Origin of the sequence: Nonomuraea sp. SYSU D8015 (assembly GCF_008065375.1) — a bacterium.
Taxonomy (GTDB): Bacteria; Actinomycetota; Actinomycetes; order Streptosporangiales; family Streptosporangiaceae; genus Nonomuraea.
This window is the reverse complement of the sequence record NZ_VJYI01000009.1, coordinates 358,349-377,105: the sequence shown is the minus strand read 5'-3', so window position 1 is coordinate 377,105 and position 18,757 is coordinate 358,349. Positions and strand designations below refer to the sequence as shown.

23 protein-coding genes and 1 tRNA gene are annotated in these 18,757 nt (G+C 72.0%); 7 read left to right on the top strand and 17 right to left on the bottom strand.

Going from position 1 to position 18,757, the window contains the following annotated elements:
* Positions 1-4: 4 nt before the first annotated feature.
* From ID574_RS34025 to ID574_RS34015, 3 genes are all read right to left on the bottom strand, one after another.
* Positions 5-78 (bottom strand) — tRNA-Ile (locus tag ID574_RS34025).
* Between the two features lie 361 nt (positions 79-439).
* Positions 440-1,777: a S1 family peptidase gene (locus ID574_RS34020; RefSeq protein ID WP_223167331.1), complete on the bottom strand. Its 1,338-nt coding sequence runs from the start codon at positions 1,775-1,777 to the stop codon at positions 440-442.
* Between the two features lie 261 nt (positions 1,778-2,038).
* Positions 2,039-2,971 (bottom strand): LysR family transcriptional regulator, encoded by a 933-nt coding sequence (locus ID574_RS34015; protein WP_188193076.1) that lies wholly within the window; start codon positions 2,969-2,971, stop codon positions 2,039-2,041.
* 105 nt (positions 2,972-3,076) lie between these two features.
* Between ID574_RS34015 and ID574_RS34010 the strand changes: the two genes are divergently transcribed.
* Positions 3,077-3,292 (top strand): DUF6158 family protein, encoded by a 216-nt coding sequence (locus ID574_RS34010; protein ID WP_223167330.1) that lies wholly within the window; start codon positions 3,077-3,079, stop codon positions 3,290-3,292.
* Positions 3,292-3,546: a hypothetical protein gene (locus ID574_RS34005; RefSeq protein WP_188193074.1), complete on the top strand. Its 255-nt coding sequence runs from the start codon at positions 3,292-3,294 to the stop codon at positions 3,544-3,546. The genes ID574_RS34010 and ID574_RS34005 overlap by 1 nt, the downstream gene beginning before the upstream one ends.
* A 55-nt stretch (positions 3,547-3,601) precedes the next feature.
* Here ID574_RS34005 and ID574_RS34000 read toward each other — a convergent pair whose 3' ends face one another.
* The 5 genes from ID574_RS34000 to ID574_RS62475 all read right to left on the bottom strand — a co-directional run bounded on the left by ID574_RS34000 (position 3,602) and on the right by ID574_RS62475 (position 7,328).
* Positions 3,602-4,360 carry a hypothetical protein gene (locus tag ID574_RS34000; RefSeq protein WP_188193073.1) on the bottom strand — a complete coding sequence of 253 codons (759 nt, stop codon included), beginning with the start codon at positions 4,358-4,360 and terminating at the stop codon, positions 3,602-3,604.
* A 273-nt stretch (positions 4,361-4,633) separates the two neighbouring features.
* Positions 4,634-5,767 (bottom strand): vWA domain-containing protein, encoded by a 1,134-nt coding sequence (locus ID574_RS33995; RefSeq protein WP_188193072.1) that lies wholly within the window; start codon positions 5,765-5,767, stop codon positions 4,634-4,636.
* Entirely contained in the window at positions 5,764-6,852 is a 1,089-nt protein-coding gene (locus ID574_RS33990; protein ID WP_223167329.1) for an AAA family ATPase, read from the bottom strand. The genes ID574_RS33995 and ID574_RS33990 overlap by 4 nt, the downstream gene beginning before the upstream one ends.
* Before the next feature lie 91 nt (positions 6,853-6,943).
* Positions 6,944-7,090: a zinc-binding dehydrogenase gene (locus ID574_RS62480; protein ID WP_336245580.1), complete on the bottom strand. Its 147-nt coding sequence runs from the start codon at positions 7,088-7,090 to the stop codon at positions 6,944-6,946.
* Between the two features lie 40 nt (positions 7,091-7,130).
* Positions 7,131-7,328, bottom strand: a complete 198-nt coding sequence (locus tag ID574_RS62475; RefSeq protein ID WP_336245579.1) for a hypothetical protein — start codon at positions 7,326-7,328, stop codon at positions 7,131-7,133.
* A 16-nt stretch (positions 7,329-7,344) separates the two neighbouring features.
* On the opposite strand from ID574_RS62475, the gene ID574_RS33980 reads away from it, so the two are divergent.
* Positions 7,345-7,530 (top strand): winged helix-turn-helix transcriptional regulator, encoded by a 186-nt coding sequence (locus ID574_RS33980; protein ID WP_262496080.1) that lies wholly within the window; start codon positions 7,345-7,347, stop codon positions 7,528-7,530.
* Here ID574_RS33980 and ID574_RS33975 read toward each other — a convergent pair.
* Positions 7,517-7,678 carry a hypothetical protein gene (locus tag ID574_RS33975; protein WP_188193071.1) on the bottom strand — a complete coding sequence of 54 codons (162 nt, stop codon included), beginning with the start codon at positions 7,676-7,678 and terminating at the stop codon, positions 7,517-7,519. The two genes, ID574_RS33980 and ID574_RS33975, sit on opposite strands and share 14 nt — an antisense overlap.
* Positions 7,675-9,309 carry a sodium:solute symporter family protein gene (locus tag ID574_RS33970; protein WP_188193070.1) on the bottom strand — a complete coding sequence of 545 codons (1,635 nt, stop codon included), beginning with the start codon at positions 9,307-9,309 and terminating at the stop codon, positions 7,675-7,677. The genes ID574_RS33975 and ID574_RS33970 overlap by 4 nt, the downstream gene beginning before the upstream one ends.
* Positions 9,310-9,363: 54 nt before the next feature.
* Between ID574_RS33970 and ID574_RS33965 the strand changes: the two genes are divergently transcribed.
* Positions 9,364-10,146, top strand: coding sequence for a putative hydro-lyase (locus tag ID574_RS33965; RefSeq protein WP_223167349.1), 783 nt, complete (start codon positions 9,364-9,366; stop codon positions 10,144-10,146).
* Here ID574_RS33965 and ID574_RS33960 read toward each other — a convergent pair.
* A complete protein-coding gene (locus ID574_RS33960; protein WP_188193069.1) occupies positions 10,131-10,706 on the bottom strand; it encodes a P-loop nucleotide/nucleoside kinase family protein in 576 nt (191 codons plus the stop codon). The two genes, ID574_RS33965 and ID574_RS33960, sit on opposite strands and share 16 nt — an antisense overlap.
* Positions 10,707-10,804: 98 nt before the next feature.
* On the opposite strand from ID574_RS33960, the gene secY reads away from it, so the two are divergent.
* Positions 10,805-12,106 carry a preprotein translocase subunit SecY gene (gene secY / locus ID574_RS33955; RefSeq protein ID WP_188193068.1) on the top strand — a complete coding sequence of 434 codons (1,302 nt, stop codon included), beginning with the start codon at positions 10,805-10,807 and terminating at the stop codon, positions 12,104-12,106.
* Here the strand turns inward: secY and ID574_RS33950 are convergent.
* The 4 genes from ID574_RS33950 to ID574_RS33935 all read right to left on the bottom strand — a co-directional run bounded on the left by ID574_RS33950 (position 12,101) and on the right by ID574_RS33935 (position 15,824).
* Positions 12,101-12,778, bottom strand: coding sequence for a response regulator (locus ID574_RS33950; RefSeq protein ID WP_262496079.1), 678 nt, complete (start codon positions 12,776-12,778; stop codon positions 12,101-12,103). The two genes, secY and ID574_RS33950, sit on opposite strands and share 6 nt — an antisense overlap.
* 426 nt (positions 12,779-13,204) lie before the next feature.
* Positions 13,205-14,437, bottom strand: coding sequence for a sensor histidine kinase (locus tag ID574_RS33945; protein WP_188193067.1), 1,233 nt, complete (start codon positions 14,435-14,437; stop codon positions 13,205-13,207).
* Between the two features lie 45 nt (positions 14,438-14,482).
* Positions 14,483-14,872 carry a PPOX class F420-dependent oxidoreductase gene (locus tag ID574_RS33940; RefSeq protein WP_188193066.1) on the bottom strand — a complete coding sequence of 130 codons (390 nt, stop codon included), beginning with the start codon at positions 14,870-14,872 and terminating at the stop codon, positions 14,483-14,485.
* A gap of 43 nt (positions 14,873-14,915) precedes the next feature.
* Complete coding sequence (locus tag ID574_RS33935) at positions 14,916-15,824, bottom strand: phosphotriesterase family protein (RefSeq protein ID WP_188193065.1); 909 nt, start codon at positions 15,822-15,824, stop codon at positions 14,916-14,918.
* A 147-nt stretch (positions 15,825-15,971) separates the two neighbouring features.
* Between ID574_RS33935 and ID574_RS33930 the strand changes: the two genes are divergently transcribed.
* Both ID574_RS33930 and ID574_RS33925 read left to right on the top strand, forming a co-directional pair.
* Positions 15,972-16,427, top strand: a complete 456-nt coding sequence (locus ID574_RS33930) for a TIGR02611 family protein (protein ID WP_188193064.1) — start codon at positions 15,972-15,974, stop codon at positions 16,425-16,427.
* A gap of 54 nt (positions 16,428-16,481) precedes the next feature.
* A complete protein-coding gene (locus ID574_RS33925; RefSeq protein WP_188193063.1) occupies positions 16,482-17,417 on the top strand; it encodes a TolB family protein in 936 nt (311 codons plus the stop codon).
* On the opposite strand, the gene ID574_RS33920 is transcribed toward ID574_RS33925, so the two are convergent.
* Positions 17,412-17,732 (bottom strand): GroES family chaperonin, encoded by a 321-nt coding sequence (locus ID574_RS33920; RefSeq protein ID WP_188193062.1) that lies wholly within the window; start codon positions 17,730-17,732, stop codon positions 17,412-17,414. The two genes, ID574_RS33925 and ID574_RS33920, sit on opposite strands and share 6 nt — an antisense overlap.
* Positions 17,733-17,781: 49 nt before the next feature.
* The gene (locus ID574_RS33915; RefSeq protein WP_188193061.1) at positions 17,782-18,741 is read right to left on the bottom strand and encodes an endonuclease/exonuclease/phosphatase family protein; all 960 of its coding nucleotides are present in this window, start codon (positions 18,739-18,741) and stop codon (positions 17,782-17,784) included.
* Positions 18,742-18,757 lie beyond the last annotated feature (16 nt).

The window sequence follows — 18,757 nt, the reverse complement described above, 5'->3', positions numbered from 1 at the left end:
TGAGTAGGGCGGGTGGGACTTGAACCCACGACCCACGGATTATGAGTCCGATGCTCTGACCGGCTGAGCTACCGCCCCTGGATTCAGTTGTCTGACATGCGGCGCGGCTCCAGCAGGTCTTGCCACGCCTCATGCATGGCTAAGGCTAGAGCATCGGATCCGGTAGTGCGTGCCGCCGAGCGGGAGACGGGTCTCCGCGGACATCATTCCATGCTTTGCGGCGTTGTTGGAGCCTGAGTCGATCATATCCATCGGCCCCCTGCCAGGGGAAAACAGGTGTGGTGGGGGGCGGTGGATTTGCTCTGTGGGGAGGAGGGGCGGCGGGGCGGGGGCGATATGAGCATTCGTGAGGCCGGGGCGCTGAGGGCGTCCCGGCCTGGTCTCGTGCATCGTCAGGCGCCGGTCTCGTTGCTTCGTCAGGCGCCGCCTGCGGGGATCGTCATGGGCGGTTCAGGCCCAGCGTGTACGAGCCCGACCCGCTGTACGCGTGCACCCGGTACCGGTAGTACCCGGCGGTGCCGTTGTAGCTGATCGTTTCGTCGGGGTTCGGGCTGTCGCCCCGGGCCACCACGGACCAGGATGAGCCGTTCCACTTCTGCAGGTAGACGTCGAAGTCCGCGCCCGCGGGGCCGTCCAGGCAGGCCGCGTGCGTGCCGGAAACCGTCGCCTGGTAGTAGCTGCCGTTCGGCTGGTACGCACTGGCGTTCGAGGTCAGCGAGCCGTTGTACGTCTCCTCGTAGCTCTGGCAGCCGGTCGGCGGTGGGTCGGTGCCGCCTGCCGTGACCAGGGTCAGGCCGCCTGTCGAGAGGATCTCGCCGACGGGCTGGAAGTACGTGGTGCCGCCGACGGTGCAGTTGCCCGAGCCGCCTGAGGTCATGCCCTGGGCCTGGTCGCTCGAGATGAACGAGCCGCCCGAGTCGCCGCCCTCGGCGCACACCGTGGTTCGCGTCAGGCCCGTCACCGTGCCCTCCGGGTAGTTGACGGTGGCGTTCAGCGCGGTGACGGTGCCGCAGTGCCACTGCGTGGTCGAGCCGGAGCGGCACACCGAGCCCTGGGGCTGGGTGACGGTCGCGCCGCGTACCGGGAGGATTCCGGCGCTGTAGCCGTTCACGACGCCGGGGGCGGTCCACTGGGAGTTGGTGGCGACCCACGCGTAGTCATTGCCGGGGAACGACGAGATCTGGACGGTGCCCTGTGCCACGCGGTTGTAGCCGGTCGTGGTCACGCCCGTGCCGCCGCAGTGGCCGGCGGTGGTGAAGCCGAGCTGGGTGCCGCGTCTGGCCGCGAAGCCGATCGAGCAGCGGTAGCCCTCCGAGGTGTAGTACGCGTCCCCGCCCCGGATGTCATAGAACAGCCGTGGGCGCTCGGCCGACGGCTCGATCTTCACGGCCGCCGCGTCCACGCCGCCGGCGGCGATCCAGGAGCGAGCCGCCTCCGGGTCGCTCGCCGCGACGACGACCGCATTGTCCTGGGGCGAGATGGCCCAGCTGTGGACGGCGGCGGGCGGCGCGGTGCGGTCGAGGCTGTCCTTGACGGCGGAGAGCTGGGCGAACGACCGCGGCACGATGCGGGCCACGGCGCCCGTGCGGGTGATCTCGCCCACGTCGGCCGGGTCGACGCTGGCCACGACGAAGGTGCTCTCGGCGCCCTCGTACCAGACCCCGGCGAAGCGGTCGCCGAGCCTCTTGCGCAGGCCGGGCGCGGCGGAGTTGCCGCGGGCCTCGTTCGCCAGGCGGTTGATCGCCTGGTCCTTGGTGATGCCGAGATCGCGCTGCACGGCGTCCACCACGCCGGACGGCGGTTTCGCGGACGAGGAAGACGCGGATGAAGACGCGGATGAAGACGCGGTCGAAGGCACGGTACGCGTCGCGGGTGGCGCGGATGAGACGGCAGGGGTCGCCGTCACGACTAACGCGCCGATCGCGGTCGCGATCAGCACAGGGGTTCGGAGCATGGTGGTCTCCTCGCTGCTGGGGGTGCCGTCACGGTAACGGCGCGACCCGGCGCGGAGGAGTACTACTTTGCCCCTATCGCCGTGTTATGGCGCGGTGCCGTAGCCCGGATTCCGTACCAGCCAGTCCTGGTAGACCGGGCTGCGGCCGACCGCATCCAGGTGGGCCTCCTTGGCCTGCGTCACCACCCACGCGGCGTCGGGGGCGGTGGGGTGGCGGCCGAGGAGCTGCCGCCACCGCAGCGGCGCGCCGGCCAGCGGGACCATGACCAGGCCCTGGGCGGCCTGGTGGGTGGCCTGGCAGAGCACCACCGCCCGGCCGACCTGCGCGAGGTGCGTGCACGTCGGCACGTCGGTCTCGTAGATCGTCCCCGGCGTGAACCCGGCGCGGGCGCACGCCATCGCGAAGCAGTCGGCGAAACACCCGTCGCCGGGCGTCACCGCCCACTGCTCGCCGGCGAGATCGGCCAGCTCCACCTCCTTCTCCTTGGCGGCGGGATGGGCCTCGGCGACCAGGCAGAATACGGGGTCGAGGCTGATCGTCTCCCAGACCAGCGCGCCGGTGGGAGTGCCGGAGTCACCGCAGGCGCCGGTCAGCACGTAGTCGAGGCGGCCGAGCTCGACCATGCTGGTCAGCTCGTGGGACGACCAGGAGGTGTACGTGCTGACCGGCCGCACCGCGGCGAGCCGGTCGACCAGCCCTCCGAGGATCGGGCCGTTGGTGGCGCCGATGCGGTAGCCGGGGGAGGGGGCGTTGGCGAATCGCACGGCTTCCTCCTGCAGTTCTTTGGCAGCGGGGAGGAGCACCCGTGCCCGGGCGAGCACGAGTTCGCCGAGGCGGGTGGGCCTGGCGCCGTGGCGGTCGCGCTCGAACAGAGTGCCGCCGAGCACCCTCTCGATGCGCTTGAGCTGGGCGGTGAGGGCCGGTTGTGCCAGCCCGAGCAGGGAGGCGGCCTTGCTCACACTTCCCGCGTCCGCGACCGCGCGGACGATCCTGAGGTGCCTGAGCTCGAGGTCCATAACGGGAAGGTAAAGCTCGGGCATCTTACACACAATCCCTACATGTCAGGAAATGTGACAGATATTGTCGAGGCGCTCTGGGGTAGGGGAAGCCTCATGACGACGATGGGAATTGATCCAGCCCAGCTCAGCGACGAAGACGTGATACGCGAGCTGCGGCAGCTGCACGCCACCCGGAGTGACACCTTCTTCCACGGCTCGGACGACGCCCTGGCGCGGCACACCTCACGGACCAACGAGCTCGAGTCCGAATACCTGCGCCGCTACCCGGACCGCGACGTCGACCCCTCCCGGCTGAGAGAGGGAGCGAGGCAGCGCTGATGTCCGAGGGCCACGATGCCCACGAGGTCCACGATGTGCAGGCGTTGTCGGACGTCGACATCCACGTGTACGAGGCCGTCGCCGCCCAGGCGGTCGAGTCGGGGAGCGCCGGTCTCGAAGGGCTGGTCCGGGCGTCGGGGCTGGCCGAGGACGAGCTGCGGGGAAGCCTCGCGACGCTGATCGGGCACGGGTACGTCGTCCCCAAGGGCGACGGGTACGGGCTCGGGCCGCACACCTTCGAGGTCGAGTACTGAATGCGCCTGGATCCGTCCGGTCGGCCGGGCGGCGCCTGGAGGGTGATCGGTTCCGTCAGCCGGACAGTGCTCGGAGTACGGCGGCCTGCTCCGCCGTGACCCCCGCCGCCCGTTGCCGGGCCGCCTCTCCAGGCGTGAACCCCGCCGCGCACCAGGCTGCCACTTCCTCCAACGGGACGGTTCCCCACCAGGCGGCCATGACCTCGACGGCGCACCGCCGGGTACGAGCCGCCTCCGCCGCCGTGAATCCCAGCGCCCGGAAAACCCGGGCGTCCCCCTGGTCCACCCGCCGCCGCGCCCATTCGGCCGCCTCGGCGCCGTCCCACCCGGCGTCGGCGTAGGTGCGTGCCACGTCGGCCGGTACGCCGGAACGCAGGAGCCGGCGCATCGTGTCCGCCCAGGCGGGGGCGGACAGTTCGGCGGGCTCGGACGCGGTCGGCCCGGTGAGCGGGGACCGGCCTGACGACCGGGGGTGGGGCGGTCCGGGACGCGGCCCCAGGCGGGACAGCCCTGGCAGGCGGGCCAGGTGGGTGGTCCAGGAGAGGCGGTGAGGACGCTCACCGGCCAGGTGCCTGCGGGCCGCGTCGTGCGGGGCGACCCCCATCTCATGCCAGCGCACCGCCTCCGCCGGCGTCATCCCTGCCCGTTGCCAGGCGATGACCGTCTCGGGGCCGGCGGCGGCGGTGCGCCACAACCGCGCGTCGGCGGGTGACGTCACCCCGGCCTCGCGCCACGCGGCGGCCTCGCCGGGGGTGAAACCGGCCGCCCGCCAGCGCCGCATCTCGCCCTGTGTGAAACCATCCCACTCCATCACGTATCCCTCCCTGTCCGCCCGGCTGAGGACGCCGCCCTGCCAGGTCGCGTCGCATGAGATTCCGGCGGGGCGTCGCCGTGTCGGGTTCTGCCATGCGGGTGTTCGGCCGGGCCCGTCGTGTCGGGTTCCGCCACGTGGGGGTTCCATCGGGCCCGTCTGCCGGGTTTCGGAACGCGGGCGTTCCGTGGGCGTTTGGCGCGTGTGCGTTCCGGCGGGGCGCCGTGTCGGTCCCGGTTGCCCGCGCGTCCGCCCGGAGCGCTGTGTCCGCGCCCGTCACGCCGCGGCCTCCGTCGGCGGAGGCGGTACGCGGATCGTGCTCGCCCACCGGGGCGCCGAGCCGCGGTCGCCGAACAGGCACACCACCACGGCCTGCTGCCGGGGACGGCGGTCGGGCCACGGCGTGTCGCCGTCGGTCAGGACGATCACCAGATCGGCCCCGGCCGCCGCCTTCAGTCCCTCACGCAGGTCCGTGCCGCCGCCTCCGGCCAGCTCGACCTCGCTGGCCCGGCGTACGCGCTGGACGGGGTACGCCTGGGTGTCGCAACAGATCGCCTCGATCCAGCGGTGACCGGCCGCGCGCAGCAGGCCGTCCAGCTCGGCGAGGGCCTGGCCGAGCACGTCGCGCGCGATGCTGCCCGAGGTGTCGATCACGACCGCGACCCGCGGGACCGGGCGTACCAGGGCGGGCAGGACGATCGACGGTGCGGCGGCCGCGCGCCTGGACGGGCGGCGGTAGCTGTAGTCCACCCGGCCCGCCGCCTGGGCCAGGCCCCTCCTGACCAGGGCCGCCAGGCGGGTCCGCCAGTCCACCTCAGGGCGGAGCGTGGCTTCGGCCCAGCGCCGCCAGCCGCCCGGCGCGGTGCCTCGCGAGTCGATCGCGGCGGCGACGGCGCGGGCGAGGAGCTCGCGTTCCAGTGCCGTCATCGCGCTCGGCCCGGTGAACGGGGCCCGGCCGCACGCCTGCACGTGGGGTGGCACGTCGATGAGGTCGAGCAGGTCCGCGTACCGCTCGGCCAGCAGGCCGGCGGGCAGGCCCAGCGTCTCGGGGGAGACGGCGTCGGCGGGGCCGCCGTCGAGGTCGTCGTTGACCTCGGCGTCGGCGGCGCGGTCCCAGCGCAGCCGCAGGCCCGGATCGCGATACGGCTCCGCGCGGGCGTGGTGGCCCCGCAGCAGGTGTCCTACCTGGTGGATCAGCCACCAGCCGAGCTCGGGGACGGGCGTTTCGCGTACTGCGTCCGGGTTCAGGTGCACGTTCCAGTGCTCGTCGGCGGGGAGGCGGGGCGGGGCCGTGTCGTGGACGAGCGGCGTGAGGGCGAAGAGCGCCTTGGTGAGGTACGGGGCGTGTCCCGCCGCCCAGAGCCGGGCCGCCGCGAAGCGCTCGGCGGTGGTGTCCTGGCGATCTGTCATGGCATGAGTCCGGCGGAGCGGAGGATCGGGGCCAGGTCCAGCACCGCGGTGGGGAGGGCGGCGCCGTGCGGCCGGCGGGCGGCGAGGTCACGGGCCGCAGTGGCCGCCACGTCCGGGGTTCGCCCGGCCACCCGGGCGATGAGCGTCCACGCGCGCTGCCACGTGTCAGTGCCGCCGTCGGCGGTCACGTGCGCCACCACGGCGGCGAGGACGGCGTGCATCCGGTCCACCCGGTCGGGGAGCGGCGCGGCGGCCGGGTCGGCGAGGAGGGTCTCGGGATCGGGCAGGTCCAAGTCGCGCAGCCAGGACAGCAGCTCGAACCCGGCCGCCTCGCCGACCGCACCGACCACCAACTCGGCCCGCACCCGCTCGCGCCTGGAGCGGCTGACCTCCGGCACGGGTGGAGGCTCGTGGGTGGTGCAGGCCAGTGCCGTGGCGGCCAGGTCCCAGGTGCGGGGGCTGGGCCAGGCGCGGGCCGGACCATCCGGTACGGCGAGCACCAGTTCCGGACGTACCCGGAGGAAGGCGCCCACCAGCGCCCGTGCCCGCCCCACCTCCGCCGCGGACGGCACGGACCATCCGGCAGGGTCGGGCACCGGGAAGCCGCCCGCGAACCCCTCGGCCACCGACGCCGCGCTGAACTTCCAGTCCAGGTGGATCAGCCGGTTGGCCAGCGGCGCCGACAGGTCCCAGCCGTCCGCGGCTTGTTCCGGTGGGTTCGCGGCGGCCACGATCCGCACCGACGGCGGCAGCACGAGGTCGCCGACCGTACGCTCCAGCACCACCCGCAGCATCGCGGCCTGGACGGCGGGCGGCGCGGTGGTGAGCTCGTCCAGGAACAGGATGCCCGTCCCGGTCGCGGCCAGCCGCTCGGCCCAGCGCGGCGGCGCGAGCCACGTGCCCCCGTCGCGCAGCACCGGCAGCCCGGCGAAGTCGCTCGGCTCCCTGATCGAGCCGACCACGACCTCCACCGGCAGTCCGAGCCGCCGGCCGAGCGCCAGCACGGCCGACGTCTTGCCGGTGCCCGGCGGCCCCCACAGGATGACCGGCAGGTTCGCCGCCACCGCCACGGACAACGCGTCCACGAAAGCCTCCTCGCGTCAACCAAAATTGACCCCCAGGGGTCAACGTAGGTTGACGTGAGACGGAATGTCAAATCACCGGACGCGCCGGATCTCAGGTCTCCAGGACCTCGTCCGCCCCGATCTGCCGCACGAACGCGTGCTTGGCGGCCCGCGCCGTGCCGATCACGTACGCGCCGCTCGGCTTGGCGAGCTGCACGGCCAGGTGGCCGATGCCCCCGGCGGCGCCGTGGACGAGCACCCGCTGCCCCGCCGCGACGTCCTCGAACGCCTCCAGGCGATCAGCGCCGGCATCGGCAGCGCCGCGGCCGGCACGTGATCGACCCCGCCGGCTTGCGGGCGAACTGCCGCGGCCTGACCACCACGTACCCGCCGTACAGCGGGAAGCCGACCACGCCCGAGACCTCGCAGCCGGGGGTCAGCGGGAGATCGACGTAGTCGGGCGGGTAGGGGACCCGCCGCAGCTTAACCCTGGGCACGCTGGAGCACGACGGCGTGGTCTCCCGCACGGTCTACCCGGCGCTCCCGCCCAGGGTGGACTACGCGCTGACCGAGCTCGGCCGCAGCGCCATCGGCGTGTTGCGGGCCATCGGGGAATGGGCGGGCGAGCACGCCGACGAGGCCGTCGCCGCGCGCGAGACGTACGGCAGGAAGGACCAGGAGCCGGTCAGAGCCGTCTGAGGCGGGCCCACAACACGAACGTGCCGCCGAACACCGCCATGACCAGCCCGGTCCACAGGTTCACGACGCTCCCGAGCACTCCGGCGATGATCAGGATCACGCCGTACACCAGGAACAAGCCGCCGATCACCAGGCGAATGTCGCTCACAGGATCACTCCGTACAGCACAGTGGCCAGGATCAGGGCGCCCACGCCGAGCAGCACGGGCGAGCGGTACCACCTCGCGTCCCCGGCCAGCGCGTCGTCCTCCAGCTCGACGCCGCTGAGCCCGTACACGAGCCCGCGCAGCTCCGCCTCCGGCTTCTGGGTGGTGACCAGCGTGACCGCCACGGACACCACCACGTCCACGGCGAACGCCAGGCCCGCGCCCCAGAAGCTGGCGTTCAGCTCGGTGCCGAAGTCCACGTACCCGGCCTTGTACGAGAGGTACGACACGAACGCCGCGAGCGTGCCGGCCAGCAGCCCCCAGAAACCGGCCCACGGCGTCATGCGCCGCCAGAACAGTCCGATGATGAAGGTCGCGAACAACGGCGCGTTGAAGAACGAGAAGAGGGCCTGCAGGTAGTTCATGATGTTGGAGTAGCCGGCCGCGATGAACGCCGTCCCGATCCCCAGCGCCACGCCCACGACGGTCGCGATCCGGCCCACCCGCACGTAGTAGTGGTCGTCCCGGTCCTTGACCAGGTGCGCCTGCCAGATGTCGTTGGTGAACACGGTGTTGAACCCGCTGATGTTCGCCGCCATCCCGGCCATGAACGACGCCAGCAGCCCGGTCACCGCGATCCCCAGCACGCCGTTCGGCAGCAGGTCGCGCATGAGCAGCGGGATCGCGTTGTTGTACGCCTGGGTACGGCCCAGGTCGCCGAACAGCACCAGCGCGATCATGCCCGGCAGCACCGTCACCAGCGGGATGAACAGCTTCGGGTACGCGGCGATGATCGGCGTCAGCCGGGCCGCGTTCGTGTTCCTGGCCGACAGGGCCCGCTGCACCTCGGCGAAGTTCGTGGTCCAGTAGCCGAACGACAACACGAAGCCCAGCCCGAACACGATGCCGATCCAGTGCGCCTGCATGGGGTTGTCGCCCGTGCCCATCCCGGCCCACGTGTGCAGGCCGCCCTCGCCGAGCGCGCTCTGCCGTACCCGGTCGAACAGGCCGGTGATGCCGCCCACCTTCATCAGCCCGAGCACGGTCAGCGGGATCAGGCCCGCGAGGATCACGAAGAACTGCAGGACCTCGTTGTAGATGGCCGAGGAGAGCCCGCCGAGCGTGATGTACGACAGCACGATCACCGCCGAGATCACCACCGACACCGGCAGCGGCCAGCCCAGCAGCGCCTCCAGGACCAGCGCCAGCGCGTACAGGTTCACCCCGGCGATGAGGATCTGCGCGATCGCGAACGTGACCGCGTTCAGCAACTGCGTGGCCCCGTTGAAGCGCCTGCGCAGGAACTCGGGCACACTGCGCACCTTGGAGCGGTAGTAGAAGGGCATCATCACGATGCCGAGGAACACCATCGCCGGGACCGCGCCGATCCAGTAGTAGTGCACGGTCATCGCCCCGTACTGGGCGCCGTTGGCCGCCATGCCGAGGATCTCGATCGCGCCCAGGTTCGCCGACACGAAGGCCAGGCCGGTGACCCATGCCGGAAGGCCGCGTCCGGCCAGGAAGAAGTCGAGGCTGGAGGTGATCCGTCGGCGCGCGGCGAAGCCGATGGCGAGCACGGTGGCGAAGTAAATGGCTATGAGGACGTAGTCCAGAAGATTCACGTCGAGCCGCACGGAGAGCCGCTACCCGGAGAAGTCACGACTTCACATGGAAGGCGTAATGTCGTGATTGTGGACGTCGCCGATCTGAGCCCCGCGCAGGCCCGGGAGCGCTTCCGCGGAGGTGAGCGGGTGCCCACCGCCGGCTGGTGCCGGGGCTGGACGCAGGCCAATCTGATCGCCGTGCCCGCTCGCCTCCGGTACGACCTGCTGCTGTTCGCCCACCACAACCCCCAGGCGTGCCCGGTGCTCGACGTGGGCGAGCCGGGCGCCTGGTCCACCGCGCTCTTCGCCGGTGACCTGCGGACCGACCTGCCGGGATATCGGCTCTACCGCGACGGCGCACCGGTGGCCGACCTTGACGAGGTGGTGGAGGAGTGGCGCGAGGACCTCGTGCCGTTCCTCATCGGCTGCAGCTTCACCTTCGAGCGCGCCCTGCTCGCGGCCGGGGTGCCGGTGCGGCACCTGGAGCTGGGGACGAACGTGCCGATGTACGTCACCGACGTCCCCTGCGAGTCCTCCGGCAGCCTGTCGGGGCCGCTGGTCGTGTCGATGCGGCCGGTGCCCGACGAGCTGGTGAAGACCGCGGTCGAGGTGAGCGGCCGCTACCCGCGGGTGCACGGGGCGCCGGTGCACGTCGGCGACCCCGCCGCGATCGGGATCCGCGACCTGGCCCGGCCGGACTTCGGCGACCCGATGGAGGTGCGGCCGGGGGAGGTGCCGCTGTTCTGGGCGTGCGGGGTGACGCCGCAGGCGGCGGTGATGGCCAGCGGCGTCGAGTACGCCATCGGCCACCTGCCGGGCCACATGGCGATCCTCGACGTCAGGGACGAGGACTACCGGGTGGACTGAGGCGGGATGCCCGCCGCCGTGAGCTGCCCGCCGACCGGCGGCGCGCCGCGCCGGTTGTCGATCTCCAGATGCGGTACGACCGGCGGCTCGTCCACCCTGATGTTCCTCAGGTAGTCGTCGAACGCCGCCAGCTTGCCCGCGTCCCGCCCGTACCCCCTCGCCACGAGCCGCTCTCGCAGGGTCGGGCCGTCGGAGCGGACCCAGATCAGCCGCACCGGCTCCCCGCCCAGCTCCGCCACCCACTCCGCCCACCTGGCGGCGTCGTGGACCTGGGTGGTGAACGGGCCGTCGAGCATCACCGGGCAGCCGTGATCGCGGATCCGCCGGGCGAGCCTGGTCAGGCCCGCGTATTCGTGCACCTTGATGTACCGGTCGTACCAGGGGCCCTCGCGTTCGCCGACCGGCCGGCCGTGGGCTCTGAGGACCTCGGCCACGAAGTCGCCGTACACGGTGTCCTTGTCGAGCAGCGCCGGCACGGGGGAGAGGCGGGCCAGCAGCTCGGCCGCGACCGTGGACTTGCCCGCCCCCGGCGGCCCGCTGATCACCCACACCGTGCTCATGGGATGACAGTATGGTCGGCGCCTACGCGGATTTGCGTACGCGGGTGCCTCGTCTCGGCGGACGACCGCGGGCGCCGGGCCGGTCAGACTCCTTGCCCATGCTGACCGTGTTCACCCGGGCCTTCCGCGCGCCGGTGCTGCGCAAGAAACTGCTGTTCACGCTCGCGCTCATCGCGCTGTTCCGGCTGGGTCAGGTCCTGCCGGCGCCGGGGGTGGACGTGGTGGCGGTGCGGGCCTGCGTGGGGTCGGCCCAGGGCGGGCTCTTCGACCTCGCGCAGATGCTCAGCGGGGGCGCGATGCTGCAGCTGTCGGTGTTCGCGCTCGGCGTCATGCCGTACATCACCGCGAGCATCGTGATGCAGCTCTTCGCCGTGCTGGTGCCCCGCCTGGACGCGCTCAGGAAGGAGGGGCAGCGCGGTCAGGCGAAGATCACCCAGTACACGCGGTACCTGACCGTCGCGCTGGCCCTGCTCAACGCCGGCACCGTCATCGCCCTGGCCCGCACCGGGCAGCTGCTGCCCGGCTGCGCCCGGCCGCTGCTGCGCGACGACGGCCTGCTGCCGGTGATCGTGATCGTGCTGACCATGGTGGCGGGGGCCTGCGCGGTCATGTGGCTGGGCGAGCTGATCACCGAGCGGGGGATCGGCAACGGCATGTCCATCCTCATGTTCACCCAGGTCGTGGCGGTCTTCCCGGGCTACATGTCGAGGATCTTCGTGCTGACGCCGGTCGGCGCCGTGGCGATGACGGTGGCCGGGTTGTTCCTGGTGGCGGCCGTGGTGTTCGTGGAGCAGGCGCAGCGGCGGGTGCCCGTGCAGTACGCCAAGCACATGATCGGGCAGCGCATGTACGGGGGGAGGAGCACGTACATCCCGATGAAGGTCAACCAGGCGGGCATCGTGCCGGTCATCTTCACCACGTCCCTGCTCTACCTGCCGACGCTGGTCGCGCCGCTGCTCGGGGACGAGGCCGGGGCGTGGGTGCAGCAGAACCTCGCCACGGGGACGCATCCGCTCTACATGGCCGTGTACGTGTCGCTGACCGTGGCCTTCGCCTACTTCTACGTGTCGATCACCTTCAATCCGGTGGAGGTGGCCGACGGCATCCGGCGCTACGGCGGGTTCGTGCCCGGCCTGCGGCCCGGGCGGCCGACCGCCGAGTATCTGGCGTACGTGCTGTCCAGGCTGACCGCGTCCGGGGCGGCGTACCTGGCGGTGCTGGCGTTGCTGCCGCTGGTGGCCTTCGCGATCCTGCGGGACCCCGGCACCCAGCAGAACTTCCCGTTCGGCGGGACCAGTGTGCTGATCATGGTGGGGGTCGGTCTCGACACCGTCAAGCAGATCGAGGCCCAGCTGCAGCAGGGCCACTACGAGGGCTTCCTGCGGAAGGGCCGGTCATGAGGGGAGGGCCAGGCCGGCGCGCATGGCGAACACCACCAGCTGCGCACGGTCCCTGGCGCGCAGCTTCACCATGGCGCGGCTCACGTGGGTCCGCACGGTGTCGGGGCTGATCACCAGCTCCTTGGCGATCTCCTCGTTGGACCTGCCGGTGGCCACCCACGCCACCATCTCGCGCTCCCGGGGCGTGAGCGTCTCGATGCCCTCGACCGGCTCCGTGCCGTGCCGGCCGAACAGGCCGATGACCTTCCTGGTGATCGCCGGCGACAGCAGGGCCTCGCCGGCGGCGACCACGCGGACCGCGTTGGCCAGCTCGTCGGGGGCGCTGTCCTTGAGCACGAAGCCGCTGGCACCGGCCTGGAGGGCGGCGAAGACGTACTCGTCCATGGCGAACGTCGTCACCACCACGATCCTGGTGCCGCGCAGCTCCGGGTCCTCGGCGATCGCCCGCAGGGTGGCCAGGCCGTCCATGCCGGGCATGCGGATGTCGAGGAGCAGCACGTCCGGCTTGGCCTGCCGGATCAGCGTGAGGGCCGCGCTGCCGTCGCCCGCCTCGCCCACACACTCCATGCCGGGCTCCCGCTCCAGCAACGCCCTGAGCCCCATGCGCACGACCGCCTGATCGTCCGCGATGGCCACCCGGATCACGCGGCCTCGGCTTTCGTCCCCACTCACCGCTCCCACCTCATCCCCACGCCCGCCACCGGCCACTCCGCGCCCGCTCTCACGGCCGTCCCGCCACCCGCCGCTCCGCGCCCGCCCCCGCCACTCGCCGCATCGCGTCCGTTCCCACGCTCGCACCTCGGGTCGCCGGTTTCGTGCGGGCTTGTGCGGGCTTGTGCGGGCTTGTGCGGGCTCTCGCATTCTGCGACCGTTGGCCGGTGGCGCGTCGCGATCGCGGCCGTGGGTTGCCGGTTTTTCGCGCGCTCGCGAGGGCGCGGTTCGCGGCTGCGGCCGGTGGTGCTGCGTGCTCTTTCTCACCGATGCCGCTCCATGGCGGGTCGGCAGCGGTCGCGGAGGCCGGTGCGTCGGCAACCGACGGCTTGGTGTTCGCCGTGCCGTCTGGTTCTCCCGACGGTCCCGGCGATCCGCCGGGCGTGGTCACGCCGAGACCTGCGGGAACCTGGCGATCACCTGGAAGCCGCCGCCCTCGCGTGGCCCGGCGGCGAAGTGGCCGCCCGCCTGGGTGACCCGCGCCCGCATCCCCGAGAGTCCCCGGCCCTCGGCCGCGCCCGTCCAGCCGACGCCCCGGTCGGACACCTCCAGCACGAACGCGCACGGATCGTTCGCCACCCGGACGAGCGCCCTGGTCGGGCCCGCGTGGCGCAGGACGTTGGTGAGCGACTCGCGCACCACCCGGTAGACGGCGCCCTGCAGGTGGGCGGGAACGGAGAGGTCGGCGGGCTCGACGTCCACCGGCAGGCCCGCGGTCCGGACGCCGTCGATCAGGCTCGTCAGGTCGCCGCCGGGCGGGTCGATCCCGTCGAGTGCCGCCCGCAGCTGGGCCAGCGCGGTCGTGCTGGTCTCCTTGATCGCCCGCAGCGAGGCCCGCGCCTGCTCGGGGTCGTCGTCCAGGGTGACGAGCGCGATCCCGGCCTGCATGGCGATGGCCGCAAGCCCGTGCCCGGCGGCGTCGTGCACCTCACCGGCGATCCTGGCCCGCTCCAAGGCGACGGCGTCCGCCTCGGCCGCCGCGCGCCCGTCCTCGGCCGGGGGAGCCGTGACGGCGCCCAACCCGCCGCCGAGCGATCCCGCAGCACGCGGCCCCGCCCACACCGCACCGTCAGCCGGCGCCCCGTGCAGCCCCGCCCCGCCACGGTCGAGCGCCGTTCCGCGCAGTCCTGCCACCGCCGGCCCGGCGCCGTCGGTCCCCGCCCCGTGCAGGCCTGTGCGCGCCGTCCACGGACCGTCGGCCGCCGTGCTGCCGGGTCCTGACCGTGTCGGCGTCGTGCCGCCTGAGCCGGACGAGCCCAGGGCGGCTCCGGAGGCCCGGTCGCGCGGTTCACCGAAGGGGGCGTCCCGCAGAGCAGCGGGGCGCAGCGCTCTCAGGGGGGCGGCCTGCGCGGTGGGGATGCCCCATGTCACGCGATCCGGGTCGCCGTGCGGCGCCTCCGCGGCCGGCGCACTCAGCGGCGGCGGTGGCTCGGCGTCGGCGGCCGCAGCCGCGGCGGCCGCGCGGGCCTGGGCGAGGCCGCTGAACGACCACGGGACGGCCAGCCAGCCGGCCCACGCCAGCATGACGACGACCGGGACGTCGCCTAACCGGGCCAGGCGCGACAGAGCGGCGAGCGGCCTGCGCAGGCGGCCGCGCCGGTGCGTGTGCTCCGTCTCCATCCCCCACCCGGCCAAGGCTCGTCGTAGCCCCGATCCTATCGAGTTTCACACCTTCCGGTTCGACGCCGGCCCATCCAGCCCCCAAGAGATGATCTTGTTGGGGGTGATCCGGATGAGCTCGCCGGAGAAGCCCCGGAACGGCGGCTCCTGCCCCGTCAGCGCCTGCGCCGTACCCCGGATCTCCACGCCCCGCACCACCCACGTGCTCACCGAGGCGAGATCGTCCACCACGAACGCCACCGTGCTCCCCGCCTGCACATTCCTGAACTTCTTGGACTTGCCCAGCTCGTGCCCGCCGATGTCGATCGTGCCGGTCTCGGCGTCGACGAAGAAACCGGTCGGGCTGTTCTGGACCTGGCCCTCGGGCGAGACGGTGGCGAGGCGGCCGAGCCGCTGCGTGGCCAGGTAGTTCAGTTCTTCTCGCGTGAAAGTCATGAGGTCAGCGTGCAACCTCAAGTTATGTTGAGGTCAACCCTCGTCAGCCGGAGCCGGACGTCAGCCACCGCAGCGGGTTGTCGCGGGTGATGAGGCGGATCGTCTCCTCGCTCGTCCCGGCGTCGCGCAGGCGGGGCAGCAGCGCGTTGAACAGGTGGACGTAGCCAGGCCCGCCGTACTTGCGGACCTGCGCGATCCGGCTCAGCCCGGTGCTGATCAGCAGCCGCTCGGCGTGGCCGTCCTCGATGAGGCCGAGCGCGATCCTGGCCGCCTGATCGACGCCCAGTCCGAGGATCCCCAGGCTCACGTACGCCCCCGCCTCGGCGATCTTGCGTGCTGCGCCGACGTCGGTCCCCGCGTAGCCGACGGCCACCCGCGGCCCAGGCAGGTTCTGGCCGAGGAGGATCTCCAGCAGGGCCAGAGCGTTCTTTCCGTGGGTGGCGACCGGCAGGCGGGACCGGAGTGAGGCGTGCGCGGCGGCGATCAGGCAGCGCTCCTCGAACGGTGTGGGTTCGGGCCCCCAGCAGCCGACCTCGCCGATCACGCCGGGGAACACGCCGGTGCCGTCCACGCCGTTGGAGATCTCGTACATCAGCCTGCCGGTGAGCGCGTCCACGTCGTCGTCGCGCACGTCCGTGAACGGCTCGGCGAAGAGCCCGGTCGACGCGATCACCGGTACCCGGCTGCCCGCCGCGACGCAGGCCAGGGCGGCGGCGTCGCGGCCCATGCCCATGCAGGTGAGGTCCACCACAAGGCCGAGGTCGCCGCTCTGGCGCAGCTCGCGCAGCTCGGCGGTGACGGTCGCCTCCTCGTCGAGCCAGCGGTGCGGGTCGGAGTCGATGCCGACCGCCCAGCGCATGTCGGTACGCAGGTGCTCGTGGGGGAGGACGGCGCCGGTGACGGCGGCGGCATGTACAGGGCCGGTGACGGTGCGGAGTAGGACCTCGGGCATAGCAGACATTAACCGATGTTTGCCGTAAGGCCCCAACCAGGTTGGAAATTTTACGCTTCGTGGGGTTTGGTGGTTTGCTAGTCGGCTGCAAGTGGTAGGCGTGGCGGAGTCGTATCCTGGGGGGCACACCGACTGGCGGGGGGAATTGTGCAGATTAAGAACTCCGACACCGGCGACGCCGACGTGATCAAGGAGGAGGCCGCCGACCAGTCGCCCATGCCCGAACGCCGTGAGGGCATCCACGGATGGCTCGACGGCATCAGGTCCACCCGCACGGGCGCGCTCACGCTGAAGATCGTGGTCGGCGTGATCGGCACGCTCATGGTGGTGGGCGGGCTCATCATGGTGCCGTTCCCCGGGCCGGGCTGGCTGGTGGTGTTCGCCGGGCTGGCGGTGCTGGCGACGGAGTTCCACTGGGCGCACAAGCTGCTCGAGTTCGGCAAGCGCACGCTGCACGCCTGGACGCAGTGGTACAAACGGCAGGGATGGGGCGTCCGCATCGTCGTGCTCATCGTGACCCTGGCCGCCGCCGCCGTGATCGTCTACTTCGGCCTGCGCACGCTCGGCTTCGACGTCATCGCGATCGCCACGCGTTACATCTAGACCCGGTCGGTATGGCCGCCCGAATCGGGCGGACGGCTGTCTATCGTGCGGAGCGTGATCGCCGCCACCGCCATCGCGCTGTCTCTGACCCTGTCCCTGACCCTGTCCGCCCCGGCCGCGGCCCGGGCAGATGTCCCGCTCCCGGGCACAGGTGGCATGAAATATCAGGAAAAAACCGGCGATCCCGTACGGCTCACCGCGTACGGCCTCGGCACCGGCCGCGCCTACCTCAGAGCCGCCAAGGGCGCCGCCTTCGCCTGGGAGAAGGGCCTGTCCGAAGTGTCCGTCGCGCCCGGCGGCCGGCTGGCGGCAGGCGTGCCGACGGGATACCGGTCCGGCTACGACGCCCTCGTCGTCACCGACCGCACCACCGGCACGTCCACCAGGATCCGCACGGTCAAGAAGCCGCTGACCGCCTCCTACGCCTCCTGGTCCCGCGACGGCACGAAGGTCGCGCTCACGGTGGAGCAGAAGGTGAGCGGGAAGTGGCGGGTGCTCGGCTTCACGGTCGTGGACGTGGCCGCCAAGAAGGCCCGCACGGTGCGGGTCTCCGGACTGAGCGCGCAGGCGGGGTTCTGGTGGAGCCCCGACGGCAACCTCGTCTCCCGGCACGGCACGGGCCTGCGATTCCACCGGCCTTCCGACGGCGCGGTCGTGCGCACGCTGCCGGGCGTCGGCCTGCCGACCGGCCCCGAGGACGCGTTCTCGCCCTCGGGCAGGCGCCTGGCGACGTGGTGCCCGTCGCGGCTCAGGGAGCGGCTCTGCCTGGTGGACCCCATCGCCGGCAGGATCGCCCAGCGGGTGGACGTACGGCCCGAGGCCGTCTTCGGCTGGTGGGACGAGAGCCACGTCATCGCCGTCATGGCGCACCGGGGCGCCTACCGGCTGTCGGTCGTCGATCTGAAAGGCGAGGTCACCCGGGTGCTCGCGAGCGTGCCGGCCCGGACGTGGGCCGCGGAGCTGTGGCTCTCCTTCACCCGGACGTCATAGGTAGAGGCCGGTGCCGTGGTCGGTCTCCTGCGTGGCCACCGCGTGCAGGTCGCGCTCGCGCATCACCAGGTAGACCTGCGCGTGCACCTCCACCTCGAACTGGTCCTCAGGGTTGAACAGCACCTTGTCGCCCACCTTGACCGAGCGCACGTTCGTGCCCACGCCGCACACCTCGCCCCAAGCCAGCCGGTTGGCCATCTTGACCGTCGCCGGGATGACGATGCCGGAGCCGCTGCGCCGCTCCTCCGCCTCCTGCTCCAGCTTGATCATGACCCGGTCGTGCAGCATCTGAATCTCGAACTTGGGCTGTTCCACAGGCTCAAGTCTACGAGTCACGGCACCCGCCGACTCCCGGTATGCGCGATCATGGCAGTCTGAGCTCGGCGAACACCGGCCGGTGGTCGGTGCCGTCCAGCGACAGCACCTCGAACGCGCGCACGGCCATCCGCGAGTCGGCCAGCACGTGGTCGATCGTCACCCCCGGTGACTGGACCAACGGGCCGTTCTGCGGCCAGGTCGCCACGAATCCCTTGCCCATGACGTCGGCCGCGTCCCGGTAGCCCGCCTCCAGCAGGTCGCGCATCGGCAGGTGGTCGAGCGTGGCGTTGAAGTCGCCGGCCAGCACCCGCAGCTCGCGGCCGCCGCGCGGCAGCGCCTCCAGCCCTCCTTTCCAGCACGGCTGCCGCCCGAGCCGCTTGGGCGCGCACGGATGCACCGAGACGATCTCGATCCGGGCCCCGCCGGGATGCTTCAGCCAGGCCCTGGCCTGCCCGAACGCGCCTATCTTGATCATCGGCCCGCCCTGGAGCGGGTGGCGCGCGTACACCGCGGACCCGCCGACACCGTTCAACGGCCACGTGACGGCGTGCGGGAACACGTCGCGGATCCCCGCGTCGTCCAGCCGCTCCATCGCGGCGGGCGTGAACTCCTGCAGCGTCAGCACGTCCGGCCCCAACCGCTCGACCAGCCGCATCAGCTCCGTCGTGTCGGCCTGTCCTACCATGAGGTTGGCCGCAAGCACCCGCAGCACCGGGCCTTTGGCGTCCGGATTGCCGTCGGGGAAGGCCCGGGGCAGCACGACCGGTGTCAGCGCCAGCACCGCCACGAGCGCGGCGGTGCCCGCCGCCCACCGCCGCAGCAGCACGGCCAGCAGCCCGCTCACCACCACCGCCGCGGTCGCGTACGGCGTGTACGCCACCAGAGGCACCCACGGCCAGTCCGGCTCGAACCCGCTCAACCGCACCACCGCCCACAGGGCGAAGGGCATCACCGCGATCCAGCTCACCCATGTCCGCACGCCCTGTATCGCCACAAGTCCTGACATGGGTTCACGCGTGAAT